Origin of the sequence: Roseinatronobacter bogoriensis DSM 18756, assembly GCF_004366635.1 — a bacterium.
Lineage (GTDB): Bacteria > Pseudomonadota > Alphaproteobacteria > Rhodobacterales > Rhodobacteraceae > Roseinatronobacter > Roseinatronobacter bogoriensis.
This window is the reverse complement of the sequence record NZ_SORN01000002.1, coordinates 137,806-154,532: the sequence shown is the minus strand read 5'-3', so window position 1 is coordinate 154,532 and position 16,727 is coordinate 137,806. Positions and strand designations below refer to the sequence as shown.

The following is a 16,727-nucleotide window of genomic DNA, read 5'->3' as shown; positions in this document are numbered from 1 at the left end:
ATGGCACAGGCGTGAACATCTCAGCGCTGATCCAACCCTACCATGAAAAAACCTTGCCAGTGCATGTGGGCAATATCTTGCACGACATGCGCTGGCAATCTCTGACTTGCGGGGCGTTACTCTGCCGCGCGGCGCTGCGCGACCATTTCCACCAGAAAATCAGCCAGTTCAGCGCACAGTTCTTCGCGCGCAAGACCAAAGGCAACCGTCGCTTGCAAGAACCCCGCTTTGGACCCGCAATCATAGCGCTGGCCATCGAAGCGGAAGCCATAAACATTCTGCTTCTCGGCAATTTCGCGCGCAATGGCATCAGTCAACTGTATCTCGCCACCGACACCGGGCTCGATTGCATCGAGATGGCGCATGACATCAGGGGACAGGATATAGCGCCCGATCGCAGCCAGATTGGAAGGCTGGGTACCCGGGGCAGGCTTTTCGACCATGCCCTGCATTGGCAGAATACGGCCAATCGACGGCGGCACATCCATGATCCCGTAGCTCGATGCCATTTCAGGCGACACTTCCATCGCAGCAATCATATTGCCGCCAGTGGTTTCATAGGCCTCGACCATCTGCTTGAGGCATGGAGTTTCAGCAGCGATCACATCATCGGGCAGCAATACGGCGAAAGGTTCATCGCCGATCAGATGCCGTGCACACCATACCGCATGTCCAAGGCCAAGCGCCTGATGCTGGCGAACATAGGCGATTGCACCGCTGTCCATATTGGTGCTGTTCAGCGTATCGAGCAGGGCTGTCTTGCCCTTGGCCCTCAGCGTCGCCTCAAGTTCTGGTGCGCGATCGAAGTAATCTTCCAAAGCGCCTTTGCCGCGCGAGGTTACAAAAATGAATTCAGTGATCCCTGCTTCGCGTGCTTCATCAATCGCGTATTGGATCAGGGGGCGATCCACCAGTGTCATGATCTCTTTTGGCACCGACTTCGTCGCGGGCAAAAACCGCGTGCCCATACCTGCCACAGGAAAAACTGCTTTTGTAACCTTACGCTTCATGGCCGTCTCCAAATACACTTGGTTAATTTTTGTCATGAAGTAAAAGACCGTCAGATTCGGGCACGTTTATGGTTAAAGTGAAGTGAAACGAGGCCATTTTAAGAAATCATCCGACAGCCAATAAACCCTGGGTTGTGTTGATGTTAGAACTTGGTCAGCTTTCCTTGTCTGATACCAGATCGACATCGCGGTGCCGCGCAATGAAAAATGGGTTTTCGTAATTCGGTTTCCCATATGCGAGCGGCAACCCGGTATTGTAATCAAGCACCTCGCCCCCAACGGCCTGTAGAACGGCGTGTCCTGCGGCTGTGTCCCATTCCATTGTGCGCCCAAGGCGTGGGTAAAGATCAGCCTCGCCCGCAGCCAGAAGGCAGAATTTAAGCGAAGACCCGGCAGAACGCAGATCGGCTACTGCGTAGCGGTTGATATAGTCATCCGTGGCCTTATCGCGGTGCGACTTTGATGCGACCACAATCAATGCGCCCTTATCCGGCTGGCGCATTTGCAATGCCTTCATCTGTCCGTGTTGAGAAATACTGAACGGCCCCAATTCCTCGACCGCGCGGCCATCCGCGCGGGTATAGAACATGCGATTCTTTGCTGGTGCATAGACAACACCGCGCACGGGCTTGCCATCTTCCACCAAGGCGATATTCACTGTGAAATCACCGCGCCGCTGGACAAATTCCTTGGTGCCATCCAGCGGGTCAACAATGAAGAAACGCGCTGCATTCAGATTGTGGCTGTCGGCCTGTTCCTCGGTCACGATGGGGATATGGGGAAACGCGGCTTGCAAGCCTGCATAAATGATCGCATCTGCCGCTTCATCTGCTTCGGTCAGCGGGCTGGAATCGTCCTTCACGCGGACACTGAAATCAGGTTGTTCATAAATCGAGAGTATCTTGGCACCAGCAAGTAAAGCCAGTTCACGCAACAGCCGCTCTATTTTCTCATAATCAAGATTTGCCATGATAGTCATCTCTCCTTGCTCTTCGTCTTACGCTACAGGCACAGGGCAGTATTTGCGTTTTTCGCATTTCGGACATATTCTTGCGCTGTTTATCGGAGTAAGGCAGTTTCTATTGTACAACAAGTTGAAAGGCAGTTGATGCACGGCACTACAGGGCGGGAAACGACCTTTTCACTTGTTTTCACCACGTGTGAGCTGATTTTCAATCAGGCCGTTCGCAATGTTCGCAAGAACCATGGGAACGCGGTTGTCGGTCTGTTACTGAATATCGCGCAGACCGTGCTGTTGGTTGCCGTGTTCATGGTGATCTTTATCTTTGCCGGGATGCGGGGCGGCGCGATCCGGGGCGACACGCTTATCTACCTCATGAGCGGCGTTTTCCTGTTCATGGCGCATATCAAGGTCCTGTCAGCGGTTGCGACCGCCGAAGGGCCGACTTCGACCATGATGAAACACCGTCCCATGAACTCCATCGTCTCGATCGGAGGGGCGGCGCTGGCAGAATTGTACATTCAGGTTCTGTCAGTGGTGGTGATCCTGTTTCTCTACCATGTGATCTGGACCCCGGTTGAGATTTACCAGCCCGCCGCCGCATTCGGTATGCTACTCGCGGTCTGGTTTGCCGGGCTTGCCATAGGGGTGATGCTTTATGCGCTCAAGCCCTGGGCACCTGCCGCCAGCAAATTGCTGACCCAGCTATTCGCGCGCATGAACATGGTTGCCTCTGGCAAGTTCTTCCTCGCCAATTCCTTGCCAGAATCCTATCTGCATTACTTCATGTGGAACCCGCTGTTTCACTGCATTGATCAGGCGCGCGGATATGCCTTCATAAACTACAACCCGATGCATACCTCAGCGCTGTATCCGGTCCTGTTCGGGATTACCGTTCTATTCCTTGGCATGCTGGTCGAGGCGTATACCAGAAAGCGCGCATCGCTCAGCTGGTCTGCGAAACACTGACACTTAGGCTTTGCTGGGGCCAATCTCTTGCAAGATGGCTTGCGCCGCGCTGCGCGGGTCCTGCGCCTGCCAGACAGGACGGCCCACCACGATATGATCCGCACCCGCTTGCAAGGCATTCAAAGGGGTTGCGACCCGCTTCTGGTCGCCGAGGGCGCTGCCCGATGGGCGCACGCCGGGTGTGACGATCAGTTTGCCCGCCGCCTCTGGCAGGGCGCGGATTCCGGCCGCTTCCTGCGGGCTGGCAATGACACCATCTGCGCCCGCCGCCAACGCACGCGCCGCGCGTTCCAGGGTCAGGTCTGTAATGTCACCTTCACGCATCAACGCGTCGTCAAGATCGTTCCGGTCCAGCGAGGTCAACACGGTAACCGCCAGAATCTTGAGGTCAGTGCCCCCTGCCCCTTCCTTCGCGGCGCGCACCACATGCGGGTCGCCATGCACTGTCAGAAAATCCAGATCATATTGCGCAATTCCGCGAACCGCGGCTGTAACCGTGGCACCGATGTCAAAGAACTTCATATCCAGAAAGATGCGCTTGCCGTGTTCCTGCTTCAACTCATTTGCCAGCGCAAGGCCTCCGCCTGTCAGCATCCCCAGCCCGATTTTATAGAACGAAACAGAATCGCCAAGCGTGCGCGCCAACTCCAGTCCGGCAAGTGCATTGGGCACATCAAGGGCGACAATCAATCTGTCATCGGCAAGGGGCATGGCAGTCTCCACGGTTAAGGGCTTTCGCTGTGCGCATAGGCCAGTCGAGGCCCTCACGCAACCGCCCTATCGGAAGAACTCTCTGAACAGATTGCTGACCAGCATGGTCAGCAGATCCTGATTCACATAGCCGGTCGGTTGCAGGTCAAACCGTTCCTGTGCCCCTGCAATCGCCTCGCGGGTCTGGTCATCGAACACACCGTCCACGGGTCCGGGGTCAAACCCAAGCCGCGCCAGCCTTTGTTCGATCAACAATCGTGTCGGCTCAGCAAGTCCAAGTTGCTGCTCTTGCGCACGCGCGCGCCGGATCGCTGCATTGTCGCGCCCGGGTGGCCAAGCCCCGTCAGAGTCTGTTTGCAAGTCGCGCAACCGGCTACGCACGACATCTGCAAAACCACCATCGGGCCAGTCGTCCAGATAAGCTTCATAGCCTGCAACATCATCACGGCCACGCGCGCGGCGCCATGCGGCCAAATCACGGCTGCGCAATGCCTCTTCCGCCTCGGCGGCAATCTGTTCAAGCCGGTCCCCCGCAAGCCCCGCGAAAATCCCTTCCGGATACCTCTCAAGGTATCTGCGTAGGCCCGCTTCATCGCCAACTGCGCCGGTTGCAGCCCAGTATTCGCGGTCCCTGCGTTCCTCTGCTTCACGGCGCGCGCGTTCTTCGGCTTCTAGTTCCAGTGTGCGGTCCGCGCCCTGTCTGGCCAGTTGAAATATCTGATCCTGCGTCAGATAGCCGGTATCGGGCAGTTCATTGTGGCGCTGCCAGTTGGTAATTGCGCCACGTGTTCCGGGGCCAAAAATGCCGTCTATTCCGCGCGTATCATATCCCAGAACCACAAGGTCATTCTGGATCGCGCGACGCTCTGCGCGTGTCAGCATCAGGGCATCTTCCAGCCGTTCTGGTGAATTGCGGATACGCTCCAGCGCGGCGCGGGCGGCTTGTGCATTCTGACCATTCGGAAAAGTGTCGAGATAGGCCTGATACGCCTCCTCGGTTCCGGTTTCCTGCGCGGCCGCAAAAGCGCGCTGATCGGCCCGCGCGGTTGGTGCATAGCCTTCGGGCAGGAAAGGAACCAGCGTCGGGATGGCGCCTTCACCAGACAGGTTGCGATTGCGATCCACCACTGAAGAAAGTGCCGTTCCCGGGCGCAAGGTCTGGCGCAGCCCGTCCAGCACCTGATCAGGCCGCCCGCGAACGACCCCAACCCCTTGCGGCACCATCAGCCTTTGCGGCAGACCCGCCTCCAGCCCATTGCCAAGCGCGACAGCGCCATCACTATCGCCCAGCCAGATCACAGCGCTGTCACTTGCCAGAGCGGCAATCTCCAGCACGATATCCAGACGCAAACCCTGCCCGTCGGCCAGCGCCAACCCCTGTGCCTCGGCCTCGCTGCCCATGAACCAGCCACCACTGCGCGAATGGCCGAAATGCCCGGCCAGAACGACGACCACGCGTTCTGCGCCGTCGCGCAGAATATCTTCATGCATCCCGGAAAGCTGCGCGCGTATTTCTTCCGTGCTCAGCCCTTCCCCCGAGAAGACACGAAAGCCCATATCTTCCAATGCGTCACCCGCAGCCGCAACAACCGCCGCCCCGCGCGCGGTGCCAAGGGACTCGTAGTCTTGGTTACCAATGACAAGGGCAAGGTTGGATGCATGGGCCTGCACCCCAAGAAACCAAAGTAGCAAAACCGGAATAAGCCTGCGCATCTTCATCCCTCGCTGACAGCCACAGCATAGGGTCAATCGTAACGGCGCAAATCCTCTATCACCAGCCCGTCATTGGGCAACGACCCAGGTGGCACCAATTCGACCAGCCCTTTCAGCTTGAGAGTAGAGAGCACCGTCTCTTCATACAATGCAGGATTTGCTGCGCGCGTCTCAATCTGGACGGTCATCACGTCTTTTTCACCGCTGCGGGTGGCAATAACCCGCGCCCGGTGCACTTCGTCATGGCGCGCGACAAGGGCCGCAACCTGTTCAGGACGTACAAACATACCCTTGATCTTGGTGGTTTGATCGGCGCGCCCCATCCAGCCCTTGATACGCATATTGGTACGACCGCAAGGACTTTGCCCCGGCAAGACAGCACTCAGATCGCCGGTCGCAAACCGGATCAGCGGATAATCGGGGTTGAGGGATGTGACCACAACCTCGCCCACCTCGCCCTCTGGCACAGGGTCGCCTGTGCCCGGGCGTACAATCTCGACGATCACCCCCTCATCAACCACCATGCCTTCCAGCGCATCAGTCTCATAGGCGATATTGCCCAGATCTGCTGTGGCATAACATTGCCGACAGGTGATGCCACGGTCCTCGTAATAGCTGCGCAGGCTGGGAAACAGCGCACCGCCCCCAACCACAGCCCTGGAAATCGCAAGGGTGACCCCCATTTCATCGGCTTTCTCAAGGATCATCTTCAGATAATCCGGCGTGCCTGCATAAGCAGTGGTGCCGATGTCGCGCGCGGCGATGACCTGCAATTCTGTCTGCCCTGTTCCTGCCGGCAGGACTGTCGCGCCCACCGCGCGGGCGGCATTTTCAAACATCATGCCCGCAGGCACCAGATGATAGGAAAAACAGTTCTGCACAACATCGCCCGCCCCTATGCCAGAGGCATGCAGAAAGCGCCCCAGACGCCACCAGTCCTTGCTGATGCGTCCCGGCTCATAAATCGGGCCGGGCGATTGAAAGACATGTTCAAAACCCCGCAATTTCGTCGCATTCAGCCTGCCGAATGGCGGCTGCGCGGATTGGGCAGCGACAAGATCGGACTTGCGCAAGACCGGCAACCTTGCCAGTGCAGCACTGTCGGTTATCGCGTCTGGATCAATCTGCCCCAGATGCGCGGCCATCCCCGGTGCCTGCAAGGCCAAAGCAATGGCGCGCGGCAATGCCTCAGCAAGCGCGCTTTCGCGGGCCTCTGGCGATAGGGTTTCCAAATTGTCGAACGGGGTCATTGCGTTGCCCTCTGAACTGTGGCGGTTTTGTCCATCGGCCATGTTACGCCAACCAACGCTTGCGGCGGCGGTAAGAGCGGACCTCGCGAAAGCTCTTGCGGCCCTTGTCGGACATGCCAAGGTAGAATTCCTTAACATCCGGGTTCTCGCGCAATTCCTTTGCGGTGCCCTCCATCACGATGCGCCCGTTTTCCATGATGAAACCGGTATGCGCATAGCGCAGCGCGACATTTGTATTCTGTTCGGCCAGCAGAAAGGTCACACCCTGTTCACGGTTCAGCCGGGCCACGATTTCAAAAATCTGTTCGACCAGTTGCGGCGCAAGGCCCATTGACGGCTCGTCCAGCAGGATCATCGACGGGCGCGACATCAGCGCGCGACCGATTGCCGTCATTTGCTGCTCGCCGCCCGAAGTATAGCCCGCCTGTGACTTGCGGCGTTCTTTCAGGCGCGGAAAATATTCATAAACCAGCTCAAGTTCTGCCGCGATTGCTGCGCGCCCATCATTGCGCGTGTAAGCACCTGTCAGCAGGTTTTCTTCAACTGTCAGATGCTCGAAGCAATGGCGCCCCTCCATGACCTGCACAACACCGGATTTCACCAGATCGGCCGGATCAAGACCCACCATATTGCGCCCGTCATACAAGATGGTGCCCTTGGTAACTTCACCACGCTCGGAATGGATCAGGTTGGAAATGGCCTTGAGCGTCGTAGACTTGCCCGCGCCATTGCCCCCTAGTAGCGCTGTGATGCCACCCTTGGGGACATCCAGACTGACCCCCTTGAGCGCAAGGATGACGTGATTGTACAGCACTTCTATATTGTTCACTTCAAGAAGCGTTGTTTGTGTGGGGCTTGTGTCCAACATCGGTTCAGGCTTTCGCTGTCAGGCTGGGGAAAGTGGCCCCGGGGCTGAAGCCCGGGACCACTGTTGCGCTTAGTTCAGGCAGGCCGGGGTCATGTTGTTCTCGGCTGCGAAGGCAAGGCTGTCTTCCATCGCCATCTCCATGATCAACTCCCGATCCGGCTCGATCCAGTCGGTGATCAGGTTCCACTCCCCGGCATTGGCATCCCATTGCTGTATCATGGCCGCGCCCGACCCACCGTGGTTCTGGCACGACACCGAGAAGGCAGGGCCGAAATTCGGCAGGCCCAGTTCAGCCATCAATTCCTCGGTGATTTCCAGATTGGCCATGCCATCGCGCATCATTGCGGGCGTGATCGCTGCAACCCCGTGGATTTCCTGTGCCTTCTTCGCGGCCTCTACTGCCAGCATGGCGGCATACATGCCACGCGAATAGAGCACTGTTCCCACTTCATCGCCCGTGCCGGCATATTTTCCGGCATCGATGACATAACGCTGCATGTCCTCGTAGATCGGGTAATCCATGCCGGTGCCGTGCATCGCAAGCGCCTTGTAACCATGCGCGCCCGCCCCAACAGGACGCACATCCTGCTGCGAGCCGGACCACCAAACGCCGATGAAATTTTCCATCGGGAAGCGGATATTTGCGGCTTCCTGAATCGCAGTCGGGTTCATCACACCCCAACCCCACATCACCACATAATCGGGCCGCTCACGCCGGATTTGCAACCACTGGCTGCCCTGTTCCTGGCCAGGGCTGTCCACGCCGATGGTCAGCAACTCGTAGCCATGACGTTCTGACAGGCGCGTCAGCGTTGGGATCGGTTCGCGCCCGTAGGCGGAGTTATGATAGAGAAGCGCGATCTTCTTGCCTTCAAGAGAGCCGTCATTTTCATCCAGCAGATAATTGATGATCACGCTGGCCCCATCCCAGTAGTTTGCAGGATAGTTGAAGGTCCAGTTGAACACTTCGCCATTCACAGCCGATGTGCGCCCATAGCCCATCGTGTGCATGGGAATGCCATCTTCCATCGTGCGCGGGATCAACTGATAGGTAATGCCGGTGGAAAGCGGCTGCAACACCAGCGGGTTGTCACCGCGAATGGACTGATAACACTCCACACCACGTTCGGTGTTATAGGCGGTTTCGCATTCGGTCTGGCGAATGGGGACACCACCAATCCCGCCATCGCGTTCGTTTATCAGCGTCAGATAGTCGGAATACCCGTCAGCGAAGGGAATGCCCCCTGCTGCGAAAGGTCCGGTGCGGTAGCTGAGTGATGGGAAATGCAGCGTTTCGGCCAAAGCAGGCCCCGTTGCGATCATGGTTGCTGCAAATGTTGCAGCCAGTCGGGTCATCTTCATCGGTTCTCCTCCCATATGAATGACAAGTCTCAGGTCGGCCTGCCCCCTAGTAGGGGAAAGGCCATAGTCGCAGTTTCTCTTTTATCGTGCGCCACAGGGCCGCGATGCCATGCGGCTCGGCGATTAGAAACACAAGGATCAGTGCACCAATGATCATGATTTCCAGATGCGCAGCCAGATCCGTGGGCCATCCCAGCCCGTTGACCAGCAATAGCTTCAGCAGCACTGGCCCCACGATCAGGAAAAAGGCCCCGGCAAAAGCGCCGAAGATCGACCCAAGTCCGCCAATGATGACCATGAACAGGACAAGGAAGGACTTGTCGATCCCGAATGCCTCGCCTGCTTCGGCGGCCCCCAGATAGACCGTGAACAGCAGTGCCCCGGAAATGCCCACAAAGAAGGAAGACACGGCAAACGCGGTCAGCTTGGCCATTAGCGGGTTTACCCCGATAATCTCTGCGGCGATGTCCATGTCACGAATGGCCATCCATTGCCGCCCCAGAGAGCCGCGCGTCAGATTGCGCGCAAGCCAGGCCGTGACGACAAGGAAGCACAGGCAGATCATATACATCGACACGGCACTTGCACGCGGGCCGGTCACCGGCACGCCAAACACCTCTCGCGTCGGGGCAGAGATCATGCCTGTGGGCGAGTAGTTGTAAAACCATGCGGTGCGCGTAAACAGCCAGATCAGGAAGAACTGTGCCGCAAGCGTAGCCACGGCCAGATAAAACCCCTTGATGCGCAAACTGGGCAGGCCGAACAGCACGCCAACGCCCGCCGTGATAAACCCTGCGATGATGATCACGAAAATGATGTTCAATTCCGGGAATGCGGTCATCAGTTTGTAGCTGCCATAGGCCCCTACGGCCATGAAAGCCCCGGTACCCAGCGAAAGCTGCCCGCAATATCCGATCAGGATGTTCAGCCCCAAGGCCGCGATCGTATAGATCAGAAAGGGCACGACGATGGAATTTGCCCAGTAATCATTGATAATCAGCGGCATGACCAGAAAGGCAAAGCCAAGAAGGAAGTAATAGCCATACCGGTCGAACTTGATCGGGAATGTCTGGTTATCGGCGACATAGCTTGTCTTGAAATCGCCTGCTTCACGATACAGCATATCTCAGACCCTCTCGATAATTCGTTCGCCAAAAAGGCCTTGTGGACGGAAGAGCAGGAAGACCAGCGCCAGCATGTAGGCGAACCAATTCTCTGTCGCCCCGCCGATGATCGGGCTCATGAAGAAGTCGAACAGCTTCTCACCGACCCCGATAATCAGCCCGCCGATAATCGCACCGGGAATTGAGGTGAAGCCGCCAAGGATCAAAACCGGCAGAGCCTTCAGCGCGATCAGGGAAAGCGAGAACTGCACCCCGGATTTTGACCCCCACATGATCCCGGCAACCAGCGCAACGATACCGGCGATGGACCATGTCAGCACCCAAATGAAACGCAGGCTTATACCCACCGACAGCGCAGCCTGATGGTCGTCGGCCACAGCGCGCAGCGCGCGGCCTTGTTTGGTATATTGTGAAAACACGGTCAGCGCGGCCACAAGAAGCGCAGCAATTCCCGCAGCCCAGATTTCCAGCCGGTCGATGTAAAAGCCATATCCGAACCAGGCAAATGTCACATCATCAACCGCGCCTGACATGCCTTTGGGCAGGCCCACATCCAGCGCCTTGACCTCGGCCCCCCACATGATGTCACCGACACCTTCAAGGAAATAAGCCAGACCGATGGTTGCCATGAACAGGATAATAGGTTCCTGATTGACCAGATGTTTCAGGATGAAGCGTTCGACCAGAACCGCCAGCAAGATCATGACCAGCACAGTCGCCGGGATTGCCAGAAGCGTGGGCATGTTCCAGCCGAAATGGTGCAACCTTGTGCCGAACATCGCGTTGATAAGGTGCGAAAACGGAATTTGGCCGGATTGAAAGCCCACCAGCGTCAGCGCGGCAAAAAGGGCCATCACCCCTTGAGCAAAGTTGAATATGCCGCTGGCCTTGAAGATCAGCACAAACCCAAGGGCTACAAGCGCATACATCACGCCCGCCGTCAGGCCATTCAACGTGGCCTCCATCGCGAAGAGTAGCGTATCAGGCATTGCGCGCCCTCCCTGTCATCTGGACCCGTGTCAAATGCCGGTTATTCATGCGCCACCCCCAGATAGGCCTTGATGACCTCTTCATTGGTCCGCACCTCATCGGGGGTGCCGTCACCGATTTTCTTGCCGTAATCCATGACCACTACGCGGTCGGACAGGTCCATGACCACGCCCATGTCATGCTCGATCAGCACAGTTGTTGTTCCGAATTCGTCGTTCACATCAAGAATGAAGCGCGACATGTCTTCTTTCTCTTCGACATTCATGCCCGCCATAGGTTCATCCAGCAGCAGGATGGACGGTTCCGCCGCCAGCGCGCGGGCCAGCTCCACCCGCTTTTTCAACCCGTAAGGCAGGCGCGCCACAGGGGTCTTGCGGATGTGCTGGATTTCCAGAAAGTCGATGATCTTCTCGACCTGTTCGCGGTTTTCATCTTCTTCGCGCTGGGCGCGGCCCCACCACAAGGCCTGCTGGAACAGATTGGCTTTCATATGGTGCAACCGGCCGGTCATAATGTTGTCCAGAACGCTCATCCCTTCAAACAAGGCGATATTCTGGAAGGTGCGCGCTATCCCCATGCGCGCCACCTGATAAGGGCGCATCTTCGGGCGCTTGTAACCCTTGAAGATCACATCGCCTTCCTGCGGGTGGTAAAAACCGGAGATGACATTGAGCATCGACGACTTGCCCGCGCCATTCGGCCCGATAATCGCACGGATCTCCCCCCAGCGGATGTCGAAACTGATATCCTTGATCGCCACCACACCGCCAAAGCGAAGGGTAATGTTGCGCATTTCCATCGCAACGCCCCCAATCTTGCGCCCATCAGCGGTGACATAGCCCTCCTCCGGTGCCGTATCGCGCATTGCGTCCCCCTGCCCCTTCATTCTGCCGCAACCTTGGCTGCGACCTGCCCGAAAACCTTGGCGTCGCGGATTTCCAGCGTTGCTTTCAACTTTCCCTTGCGCCCGTCTTCATAGGTCACTTCGGTTTCGGTATAGATGCTGTCCTTTCCGCCATAGAGCGCGTCGATCAGGTCATTGAACTTTTCCTCGACGATCCGGCGGCGTACCTTGCGGGTGCGGGTCATTTCGCCATCATCAGCGTCAAGCTCCTTGTGCAGGACAAGGAAGCGGTGAATCTGGCAGCCAGACAGCATGTCGTCTTGTGCGACACTTTCGTTCACAGTCTCGACATGTTCCTGAATCGTATCAAGAACCGGCTTCAGACTGGCCAGTTCCTGATAGCTGGAATAGGCGATATTGTTACGCTCCGCCCAGGACCCGACAGCCCCAAGGTCGATATTGATGAACGCCACGCAGCGGTCACGATTATTGCCAAAGACCACAGCTTCCAGAATGTTCGGGTAAAATTTCAGTTTGTTCTCAACATATTTGGGCGCGAACATGCCACCATCGGCCATCTTGCCCACATCCTTGGCCCGGTCGATGATACGCAGATGGCCGGTTGCTTCCTCAAAGAACCCGGCATCCCCTGTGGCCACCCAGCCTTCGGCATCCTTGGTCGAGGCGGTACTTTCGGCGTTCTTGTAATAGCTCTCAAAAGTGCCGGGCGAGCGGTAGAATACCTCGCCATTTTCGGCAATGCGCACCTCGACCCCTGGCGAAGGCACACCAACCGTGTCCGAACGCACCTCTCCATCGGGTTGTTGCGTGATGAAAACCGAGGCTTCGGTCTGGCCGTAAAGCTGCTTGAGGTTGATCCCCAGCGCGCGATAGAAATCGAAAATCTCCGGCCCGATCGCTTCGCCCGCTGTATAGGCCACACGAATGCGGCGCAGGCCAAGCGTATCTTTCAACGGACCATAGACCAGCAGATTGCCAAGCGCATATTTCAGCTTGTCACCCGCGCCAACGGGTTTGCCATCAAGCAATCTTGGCCCGATCTTGCGCGCATGTTCCATGAAGTGGTGAAACAGCCGCCGCTTCAAAGGCGAGGCATCTTCCATACGGATCATGACTGTTGTCAGCATCGTCTCGAAAATACGCGGCGGGGCAAAATAATAGGTCGGCCCGATCTCGCGCAGGTCGGTCAGCATCGTCTGCGCCGATTCCGGGCAATTGACGCAAAATCCGGTCCAGTAAGCCTGCCCAATCGCAAAGATGAAATCCCCAACCCAGGCCATAGGCAGATAGGCCAGAATTTCGTCACCGGGGCGCAGCTTGTCGAATTCTGAACTGTTCTTCGAGGTGACGATAATATTGCGATTGCTCAGCACAACGCCCTTGGGCTTGCCCGTCGTCCCTGATGTATAGAGCATGACGCATGTATCATCGAGCGTCAGCGCAGCGCTGCGCTTGTCCAGCTCACCCCCCAGCCGGGTTTCTGCCGCGCGCCCCTCGCGCATGACATCGTCGAGCCAGTTCATGTGGCTGTGATCGTATTTCCGCATCCCGCGCTTATCGAGATACAGGATCTCTTCGATGCATTTGACGGTTTCCTGAACCTCCAGCACCTTATCGACCTGTTCCTGATCACCACAGACGACGAACCTTGCGCCGCAATGGTCCAGAACATAGGCCATCTCTTCGGCCACAGCGTCCTGATAAAGCGGCACTGGGATCGCGCCGACCGATTGCGCCGCAACCATCGACCAATACAGCGCCGGACGGTTGCGGCCAATGATGGCGACATAATCGCCGCGCTGCATCCCCAGTGCCAGAAATCCCAGTGAGAGCGCGCGCACTTCGGCCAGCGTCTCGGCCCAGGTCCAGGATTGCCAGATGCCGAATTCCTTTTCCCGGTAAGCAGTCTGCAAGCCGTATCGCTTGGCGTTGCGCGCCAACAGCGCCGGAATAGACGTCAGATCATCCAGCGATTGGCTGGTTACGGCCGTGCTACTCACTGGGCCCCCCTCCTCTTGGCAACTCCTGCGCTGCGCGATCATGTCGCGTTGCGCTCTCCCTCATGCGCCATGAAGCGCGGCGATTCTTGCCGTAGTTTTGCGCAATCCTTACGAATTGTAACGCCTATTTTTCGGGGCTTTTCCCGCTGCCTGCGGCAGTCTAGCATCCGCTCCGGGGGAAGGAGTGCCGTGATGTCGCTATCGGAAGATACCCGGATCAAGCTGATGGGGGCGGGGTTGAACATGATCCAGCAGGCGTTGTCGATCTTCGACAGCAATCTGCGCCTGTCTGTCAGCAACCGCCGCTATCAGGAAATGTTCGAGTTGCCAGATCATCTGGTGCAACCCGGCGCCGAGTTTGAGCAGACGATCCGCCATCTTGTGTCGCGTGGGGAATATGGACAGGTTGACGACGAAGCCGAAGCGGTGCGCGTGCGCGTTGACGCCGCGCGCGCCTTTGTCCCCCACTACATGGAGCGCGAACGCGCCAATGGGCGCTGGATCAGCGTAGAGGGGGCGCCCCTGCCCCAGGGCGGCTGGGTCACGGTTTACACCGACATAACCGAAGTGAAGCTGCAAGAACGCCTGCTGCAAGCGCATTCAGAAGAATTATCTGGCGAATTGCTGGCGCATACTAAACGGCTGGCGCAAACCAACCGGGCGCTTGCGGCGTCAAACGCGGCATTGGAACAGGCCAAGCGTGAACTGACCGAGATGGAGGCCCGCACCCGCTTGACCGCTGAAATGATGCCCGCCCATATCGCCCATCTGGACCGCGACCTGCGCTATACATTCTCGAATCGGCGGCTATCCTCTGTGTTTCCGGGTCTTCCACAGAATATCGTCGGGATGACGGTGCAAGAGGTTATGGGCGACGTCTATGGCAAGATCAGCCAATGGCTGGACCTTGCCTTGCAAGGCGAGAATTCGGTCCATGAATTTACCCATGATGCAAGTGGTCGGCGCGTTCGCCTGTCCCTGACCCCCGATCAGGTCGATGATGGTCCGATCAGCGGCATCTATGTCATGTCGATGGATGTGACCGAAGAAACCCAGGCCCGCGCCACCCTTGCACAAACGCGCAAGCGCGAACTGGCGGCGCAACTGTCATCGGGTTTGGCGCATGACTTCGGTAATTTGCTGACGATCATATTGGGGCTGCAAGGGCAGCTTGCGCGCCGCAAGGACCTGCCGCCGGAAATTGCGCAGATCGCGCAATCCACCATCGCCGCTGCAAGGCGTGGCGGTGTGTTGCTGGACCGCATTGCCACCATTTCCGGTCATCGAGAATTGCGGCCCCAGCCAACGGATCTGGCGTCGCTGCTGGAAGATTTGCAGGTCATGGCCCGCCCTGCCCTGCCGCCCGATATTCGCCTGCACATGCGCGTGCAGGATGTATTGCCACCGCTAATGCTGGATCAGGGCGCATTGCAGGATTCGCTTCTGAACCTGATACTGAACGCGCGCGATGCCCTTGGCGCAGAACCCGGCGAGATTATTCTATCCGCCCGTCGTGTCAGTGACACATGGCTGGAATTGCGCGTTGAAGATACCGGGGTGGGGTTCAGCGAGATGGCGCTGGACAAAGGGTTAGACCCGTTCTTCACGACCAAGGGCTGCGAGGGGTCAGGGCTGGGGCTGGCGATGGTCTATGATCAGATCACATTGGCTGGGGGCACTGTCCGGCTTGCGAACCGCGCGACAGGCGGGGCCGAAGTGACCTTGCGCCTGCCTTTCAAGCCCGCGGCACAAGTCACGCGGTCACAGCCACCCGAACTTGTACTGTTGGTCGAAGATACTGACAGCATCCGCGAGAACGTGCGTGAAATGCTGCGCGATCTGGGCCATAATGTGATAGAAGCCGCCAGCCATGACGAAGCGATGGCGCTGGTGGACCTGCCCGGCCTTGGGCTGGTATTGTCTGATATCAATCTTGTGGGAACGGGATCTGGCCTCGATCTTTTGCGCGCATGTCGCGCGCAGGGTATGAACCGCCTGCATCTGATGACCGCCTTACCACCGGGCGATACACTCTACCGCGAAGCTGCCAGAGAGTTTCCGGTTCTGGACAAACCTTTTACACTGAGCGAGCTGCGCAGCGCGCTGGAGATCGTCATATGAGCATTCCGCATATCGCCATTCTGGATGACGAACCTGAAATCAGGCAAGTGTTGTCATCGGCATTGCAGGATGCAGGGTTTCACACCACGACCTATGCGCGCGCCACCGAATTCGAGGCCGCCTTGAAAAGGACCACCCCGGATGTCTGCCTTGTGGATCTTGGTCTGCCAGACCGCGACGGGCTGGCGCTGGTGCATCGGCTTGCGTTGGAATCGGGGGCTACGATCATCATCATCTCTGGCCGTGCCCAAGTGCAGGACCGCGTGACAGGGCTGGAGCTGGGGGCGGATGACTACATCATCAAACCCTTTGACCCCGCCGAAGTTGTGGCGCGCATTCGCGCGCGCTTGCGCAAACCCGGCACACAGCCAGAGGCACGCAATACACGCGCTCAATTTAACGGCTGGACGGCGGAGTTCGACCGCTATGTGCTGATCGACAAGGACGCGCGCGAGATCCCCATCAGTCACGCCGAAGGCGAGGTGCTGCGCTTGTTTCTCGACAGCCCCAAGCGCCTGATCTCGCGCAACCAGATGCTGGATGCGCTGGGCGGCACCGCAGGTGAGAGCTTCGACCGCGCCATGGATGTGCGGATTTCGCGCCTGCGCACCAAACTGAACGAAGACCCCCGCAACCCGCGTCTGATCAAGACGATCTACGGGGCGGGTTATATTTTTCTGGGCAATGTGACCTGGGGTTAAGCGCAAAACGACCTGTTTAACCCAGACCCACGGTGGTCTTTTTGTTTACAGACACCGGGCTTTTGGACAAGATGCGCTGACG

The 16,727-nt window shown here is 57.8% G+C and carries 14 protein-coding genes; 3 read left to right on the top strand and 11 right to left on the bottom strand.

Annotated features, from left to right (window positions below; genetic code table 11):
• Positions 1 to 116 precede the first annotated feature (116 nt).
• Complete coding sequence (gene galU, locus EV660_RS05435) at positions 117 to 1,010, bottom strand: UTP--glucose-1-phosphate uridylyltransferase GalU (protein ID WP_071482110.1); 894 nt, start codon at positions 1,008 to 1,010, stop codon at positions 117 to 119.
• A gap of 154 nt (positions 1,011 to 1,164) precedes the next feature.
• Positions 1,165 to 1,980: a 3'(2'),5'-bisphosphate nucleotidase CysQ gene (gene cysQ / locus EV660_RS05430; protein ID WP_071482109.1), complete on the bottom strand. Its 816-nt coding sequence runs from the start codon at positions 1,978 to 1,980 to the stop codon at positions 1,165 to 1,167.
• Between the two features lie 138 nt (positions 1,981 to 2,118).
• On the opposite strand from cysQ, the gene EV660_RS05425 reads away from it, so the two are divergent.
• Entirely contained in the window at positions 2,119 to 2,940 is an 822-nt protein-coding gene (locus tag EV660_RS05425; protein ID WP_071480733.1) for an ABC transporter permease, read from the top strand.
• A 3-nt stretch (positions 2,941 to 2,943) separates the two neighbouring features.
• Here the strand turns inward: EV660_RS05425 and pyrF are convergent, their stop codons facing one another.
• The 9 genes from pyrF to EV660_RS05380 form a co-directional block, all read right to left on the bottom strand.
• Positions 2,944 to 3,651: an orotidine-5'-phosphate decarboxylase gene (gene pyrF / locus EV660_RS05420; RefSeq protein WP_071480732.1), complete on the bottom strand. Its 708-nt coding sequence runs from the start codon at positions 3,649 to 3,651 to the stop codon at positions 2,944 to 2,946.
• A 66-nt stretch (positions 3,652 to 3,717) separates the two neighbouring features.
• Entirely contained in the window at positions 3,718 to 5,364 is a 1,647-nt protein-coding gene (locus tag EV660_RS05415) for a peptidoglycan-binding domain-containing protein (protein WP_168800297.1), read from the bottom strand.
• Positions 5,365 to 5,396: 32 nt separating this feature from the next.
• Positions 5,397 to 6,614, bottom strand: coding sequence for a phenylacetate--CoA ligase family protein (locus tag EV660_RS05410; protein WP_071482108.1), 1,218 nt, complete (start codon positions 6,612 to 6,614; stop codon positions 5,397 to 5,399).
• 43 nt (positions 6,615 to 6,657) lie between these two features.
• Positions 6,658 to 7,482: an ABC transporter ATP-binding protein gene (locus tag EV660_RS05405; protein WP_071480730.1), complete on the bottom strand. Its 825-nt coding sequence runs from the start codon at positions 7,480 to 7,482 to the stop codon at positions 6,658 to 6,660.
• A gap of 69 nt (positions 7,483 to 7,551) precedes the next feature.
• A complete protein-coding gene (locus EV660_RS05400; protein ID WP_071480729.1) occupies positions 7,552 to 8,844 on the bottom strand; it encodes an ABC transporter substrate-binding protein in 1,293 nt (430 codons plus the stop codon).
• 46 nt (positions 8,845 to 8,890) lie between these two features.
• Positions 8,891 to 9,967: a branched-chain amino acid ABC transporter permease gene (locus EV660_RS05395; RefSeq protein ID WP_071480728.1), complete on the bottom strand. Its 1,077-nt coding sequence runs from the start codon at positions 9,965 to 9,967 to the stop codon at positions 8,891 to 8,893.
• Between the two features lie 3 nt (positions 9,968 to 9,970).
• Positions 9,971 to 10,957 carry a branched-chain amino acid ABC transporter permease gene (locus EV660_RS05390; protein WP_071480727.1) on the bottom strand — a complete coding sequence of 329 codons (987 nt, stop codon included), beginning with the start codon at positions 10,955 to 10,957 and terminating at the stop codon, positions 9,971 to 9,973.
• A 41-nt stretch (positions 10,958 to 10,998) separates the two neighbouring features.
• Entirely contained in the window at positions 10,999 to 11,823 is an 825-nt protein-coding gene (locus tag EV660_RS05385) for an ABC transporter ATP-binding protein (RefSeq protein WP_071482107.1), read from the bottom strand.
• A gap of 17 nt (positions 11,824 to 11,840) precedes the next feature.
• Positions 11,841 to 13,823, bottom strand: a complete 1,983-nt coding sequence (locus tag EV660_RS05380; protein ID WP_232727273.1) for an AMP-binding protein — start codon at positions 13,821 to 13,823, stop codon at positions 11,841 to 11,843.
• A 192-nt stretch (positions 13,824 to 14,015) separates the two neighbouring features.
• Here EV660_RS05380 and EV660_RS05375 point away from each other — a divergent pair, with 192 nt between their 5' ends.
• Positions 14,016 to 15,944, top strand: coding sequence for a hybrid sensor histidine kinase/response regulator (locus EV660_RS05375; RefSeq protein WP_071480726.1), 1,929 nt, complete (start codon positions 14,016 to 14,018; stop codon positions 15,942 to 15,944).
• Positions 15,941 to 16,645 (top strand): response regulator transcription factor, encoded by a 705-nt coding sequence (locus EV660_RS05370; protein ID WP_071480725.1) that lies wholly within the window; start codon positions 15,941 to 15,943, stop codon positions 16,643 to 16,645. The genes EV660_RS05375 and EV660_RS05370 overlap by 4 nt, the downstream gene beginning before the upstream one ends.
• Positions 16,646 to 16,727 lie beyond the last annotated feature (82 nt).

Excerpts from the sequence above, each read along its gene's own strand:
- galU (WP_071482110.1), bottom strand. The coding sequence starts at position 1,010 with ATGAAGCGTAAGGTTACAAAAGCAGTTTTTCCTGTGGCAGGTATGGGC.
- cysQ (WP_071482109.1), bottom strand. The coding sequence starts at position 1,980 with ATGGCAAATCTTGATTATGAGAAAATAGAGCGGCTGTTGCGTGAACTG.
- EV660_RS05425 (WP_071480733.1), top strand. The coding sequence starts at position 2,119 with ATGCACGGCACTACAGGGCGGGAAACGACCTTTTCACTTGTTTTCACC.
- pyrF (WP_071480732.1), bottom strand. The coding sequence starts at position 3,651 with ATGCCCCTTGCCGATGACAGATTGATTGTCGCCCTTGATGTGCCCAAT.
- EV660_RS05415 (WP_168800297.1), bottom strand. The coding sequence starts at position 5,364 with ATGCGCAGGCTTATTCCGGTTTTGCTACTTTGGTTTCTTGGGGTGCAG.
- EV660_RS05410 (WP_071482108.1), bottom strand. The coding sequence starts at position 6,614 with ATGACCCCGTTCGACAATTTGGAAACCCTATCGCCAGAGGCCCGCGAA.
- EV660_RS05405 (WP_071480730.1), bottom strand. The coding sequence starts at position 7,482 with ATGTTGGACACAAGCCCCACACAAACAACGCTTCTTGAAGTGAACAAT.
- EV660_RS05400 (WP_071480729.1), bottom strand. The coding sequence starts at position 8,844 with ATGAAGATGACCCGACTGGCTGCAACATTTGCAGCAACCATGATCGCA.
- EV660_RS05395 (WP_071480728.1), bottom strand. The coding sequence starts at position 9,967 with ATGCTGTATCGTGAAGCAGGCGATTTCAAGACAAGCTATGTCGCCGAT.
- EV660_RS05390 (WP_071480727.1), bottom strand. The coding sequence starts at position 10,957 with ATGCCTGATACGCTACTCTTCGCGATGGAGGCCACGTTGAATGGCCTG.
- EV660_RS05385 (WP_071482107.1), bottom strand. The coding sequence starts at position 11,823 with ATGCGCGATACGGCACCGGAGGAGGGCTATGTCACCGCTGATGGGCGC.
- EV660_RS05375 (WP_071480726.1), top strand. The coding sequence starts at position 14,016 with ATGTCGCTATCGGAAGATACCCGGATCAAGCTGATGGGGGCGGGGTTG.
- EV660_RS05370 (WP_071480725.1), top strand. The coding sequence starts at position 15,941 with ATGAGCATTCCGCATATCGCCATTCTGGATGACGAACCTGAAATCAGG.